Raw genomic sequence first — 3,329 nt, 5'->3', positions numbered from 1 at the left:
CACGGGCCGGGGACCGGGCACGGTCCGGGCAACCCCGCCGGGTAGAACCGTGGACGGCGGGACCCGGCCGAAGGGGTCAGTCCCGCGTCTCGCGCCCGTCGCCCAGCTCGCGGATCCGCTCGGTGGCCGCGCGGAGGCGTTCCTTGCGCGCCTCGTCGTCGGACTCCTTGAGCTCCTCGTAGAGCTCCTCGTCCGAGTCGGTGAACTGCAGGATGGCGCGCGGAACCCCCAGGGTCAGGACCAGCGACGGCCAGACGATCCACGCGTAATCCCAGCCCACCACGAACTGGAGTACGAGGAACGCCACGAGCGTCGCCCCCAGGACCAACCCGTCGAGCGTCTCCACCGTCTTGCCCCGTTTGCGGAGATCCTGGAGCTCGCGATCCGGGTCCGATGCCGCCGGCGACGACGACGAGGTGCGCACCAGCTCGCCACCCGCCGCCGTGGCCGACTGGACGATCATGCCGTCGACGCTGGTCAGGGGCATTCCGCCCGGGAGATCGCTGAACGACCCGCGCAGCTGGCCCAGGGTGCGGGCCGCTGCGATGTCGCCCGAACGGGAGTGGAACTCCGGGTCGTCGAGGCGCCCCGCGGCATAGTGGTCGCCCAGCGCGGTGAGGGCGTGCAGACGCTCGGAGTCCGAGAGCAACAGATCATCGGGATCGGTCATGTGTCCAGGCTATGAGGGGACGCCTCCGACCGCCATAGGTGATCGCACCCATCCGCTGTCATTTCCGGCAGCGTGTCACATCCGGTGACGCTGGTGCGTCGAAGGGGTATGAGTACACATCAGAACGACCACGGACAGCGCAAACAGGTCAGCGCGGGCGCGATGGCGCCCATGCTGGCGCTCGAGGCCTACACCCGGGCCCGGGTCTCCCGCTCCGACAGTCACCTCATCAGGCTCCGCGTCTCGGCGGTGAACGAGTGCCGCTTCTGCACCGCCATGCACCGGCGCGACGCCCGTAAAGACGGCTGGGACGACGCCCGGATCGTGGCCGCCGAGGACTGGCCCGCCCACGCCGGTGAGCTGTCCGAGGGCGACCTCACGGTCCTGCGGTTCGCCGACGCGGTCACCCACATCCGCGGCGAGGACTCGGTCTCGGACGAGCTCTGGGACGACGTGGTCCGACACCGGGGCGAGTCGGGCACTGGACAGCTGCTGATGGAGGTCGTCACCATCAACGCATGGAACCGGATCGCAGTGGCCACCCGGAAGGATCCGGGCTCGCTCAAGGGCGTGCGCCGGGAGGACATCGATCCCGTTCGCCCGAGGTGACGACGGCCGGTGCGCTCGCCGGACTCGACCGGGCCGCGGTGGACCGGGTCCGGGGACGGCTCCTCGGGGTCGGGTACCGCATCACCGGGACGTGGGCCGACGCGGAGGACGCCGCCGCCGAGGCCCTGGCCCGCCTGGTCGGTCTCGAGGCGGGATCGGCGCCCGACAACCCCGAGGCGTGGCTCACCACGGTCACCACGCGCCTGTGCCTGGACCGGCTGCGGCGACGCAGGCGGGAGGACTACGTGGGGGCGTGGCTCCCCGAACCCGTCGACACCGCCCTGTTGCCCTCGGAGCTGGCCGAGCAGCGCGACGACCTGCGGATCGCCGTCCTGCTGGCCTACGAGCAGCTCGGCCCCGAGGAGCGCGCGGCCTTCGTCCTGCGCGAGGCCTACTCCCTGCCCTACGCCGAGATCGCCGGCGCGCTGGACGCGGCCGTGCCCACGGTCCGTCAGTGGGTGAGCCGGGCGAGGCGCAGATTGGACACCGACCTGCGTCCGCCGGAGCGTGCACCGGATGCGGTGATCTCTCGGCTTGTCGAGGCCGTCCTGGCCGGTGACCTCCAGCAGACGATCAAGGTGCTCACCGCGGACGCCCGGGTGGTCTCGGACAGCGACGGGAAGGTCAACGCCGCCCGCAGGGACATCGTGGGGGCCCGCAAGTGTGCGTACTTCCTCATCAAGGCGGCGGAGCTGTCCGACGGCATGATCGCTCCGGTCGAGGTGAACGGGGAGTTCGCGCTGGCTGTGGTCTCCCGTGGGGTCGTCCGGGTGGCCCAGCTGGGTGTGGTCGACGGCCGCGTCACGCGGGTCTACTTCCACTCCAACCCGGCCAAACTCACGCGGCTCGCGTTTCCGGAGGGGTTCGAGCCGAGCGCGTGAGGCGGCGGCCCGCGGCAGCCCGGTCTGGGGCTACTCGGGCACCCACATGGCCATCTCGTTCCCGCCGGGCTCCCGGAAGTGGAACCGTCGGCCGCCCGGGAAGGAGAAGGGCTCGAGGGTCACCACGCCACCCGTGGCCTCGACCCGTCCGCGCGCCTCGGCCAGGTCGGCAACCAGGATCACCATCAGCGGTGCCGGTGACTGCTCGTCGTCGTCGCCCTGGATCCCCACCTCGATCCCGCCGCCGGTGAGGTCGGTGTACGACGTCCCGTACACGGTGGGCGACCAGCCGCACACGGTCGCCAGGAACTCGGCGGTCGCGGGCATCGACGTACTGGGGAATTCGACCATGGTGATCTGGTCCGGGGTCCTGTCCTGCATGCGCCCGACGGTACGGGCACCATGGGTGCGGTGGCGCGGTTTCGATCCCTCTACCCGGTTCTGGCTCCCCCGGTCCTCCTCGCCGCGACGGCCTGCGCGGGCGGGGCCGCGCCGACCCCTGTGCCGTCCCCTCCGACGAGCACCGGCCCGATCGGCGCGGCGAACGTTCCGCTCGACACCACGATCGATGTCCCCGGCTCACGCGCGGCACTCGAGGCGGGACAGGCGGAGATCCGACGGGTCCTCGAGGGCAGGATCGGTGCGGACGGATGGAGGGAGGCGCGCGCGGCGCAGGAGGTCGCCTGTCCCAGTCGGAGCGACGCGGCCGGTGTCGGGGACGCCGGGATCGGCAAGTTCTACGCCCGCGAGATGCGTCACCCCGATGCCCTGGACCCCGCCGGGTGGGACCGGGCTCTGGAGGAGGTCCTGAACGCCGTCGAGCCGCACGGTTTCCGGCCCAGGCCCACCGACGAGGGACCGACGCGGCCCGGGATCCACTACGTCTACCTGGTCAACGACCACCGGGACGAGCTGACCCTGTCCACGCATCCGACGATCGGTACCGGCTACGGAGGGTTCGGCGTCTGCCACCCCTGGGGGGACTGAAGGATCGTGGGCGGGGGCGGGACCGCCGGTGACGGGCCCGTCGCCCGAGCCTCTCGCCCGGCCCTCACGCCCGGGATCGTGTCCGCGCCAGGTCCCATCGTCCGAGGAGTGCGGTGGCGGCGGCGCCTGGATCGGGCGCGGTCATCACGGCCGACACCACGCACACGCCGTCCAGGGCGGTG

The 3,329-nt window shown here is 71.9% G+C and carries 5 protein-coding genes; 3 read left to right on the top strand and 2 right to left on the bottom strand.

Annotation, left to right across the window (positions count from 1 at the left end; all coding sequences use genetic code 11):
* Positions 1 to 76: 76 nt before the first annotated feature.
* Positions 77 to 670, bottom strand: a complete 594-nt coding sequence (locus G6020_RS13380) for a DUF1707 domain-containing protein (protein ID WP_179523744.1) — start codon at positions 668 to 670, stop codon at positions 77 to 79.
* A gap of 108 nt (positions 671 to 778) precedes the next feature.
* Between G6020_RS13380 and G6020_RS13375 the strand changes: the two genes are divergently transcribed.
* Positions 779 to 1,279, top strand: coding sequence for a carboxymuconolactone decarboxylase family protein (locus G6020_RS13375; RefSeq protein WP_241732713.1), 501 nt, complete (start codon positions 779 to 781; stop codon positions 1,277 to 1,279).
* Positions 1,276 to 2,160, top strand: a complete 885-nt coding sequence (locus G6020_RS13370; RefSeq protein ID WP_182610957.1) for a sigma-70 family RNA polymerase sigma factor — start codon at positions 1,276 to 1,278, stop codon at positions 2,158 to 2,160. Before G6020_RS13375 ends, G6020_RS13370 begins: the two co-directional genes overlap by 4 nt.
* Positions 2,161 to 2,190: 30 nt before the next feature.
* Here the strand turns inward: G6020_RS13370 and G6020_RS13365 are convergent, their stop codons facing one another.
* Positions 2,191 to 2,541, bottom strand: coding sequence for a VOC family protein (locus G6020_RS13365; protein WP_182610956.1), 351 nt, complete (start codon positions 2,539 to 2,541; stop codon positions 2,191 to 2,193).
* Between the two features lie 30 nt (positions 2,542 to 2,571).
* On the opposite strand from G6020_RS13365, the gene G6020_RS13360 reads away from it, so the two are divergent.
* Positions 2,572 to 3,147, top strand: coding sequence for a hypothetical protein (locus tag G6020_RS13360; protein WP_182610955.1), 576 nt, complete (start codon positions 2,572 to 2,574; stop codon positions 3,145 to 3,147).
* Positions 3,148 to 3,329: the final 182 nt, after the last annotated feature.

The organism is Dietzia sp. B19 (assembly GCF_014145155.1).
In the GTDB taxonomy this organism is placed as follows: Bacteria; Actinomycetota; Actinomycetes; order Mycobacteriales; family Mycobacteriaceae; genus Dietzia; species Dietzia natronolimnaea.
The sequence above is the reverse complement of the archived record's forward strand: the minus strand, read 5'-3'. Positions and strand labels throughout refer to the sequence as shown.

What these genes read in the sequence shown, in the direction of transcription:
- G6020_RS13365 (WP_182610956.1), bottom strand. Translation starts at nt 2,541, where the DNA reads ATGCAGGACAGGACCCCGGACCAGATCACCATGGTCGAATTCCCCAGT.
- G6020_RS13375 (WP_241732713.1), top strand. Translation starts at nt 779, where the DNA reads ATGAGTACACATCAGAACGACCACGGACAGCGCAAACAGGTCAGCGCG.
- G6020_RS13380 (WP_179523744.1), bottom strand. Translation starts at nt 670, where the DNA reads ATGACCGATCCCGATGATCTGTTGCTCTCGGACTCCGAGCGTCTGCAC.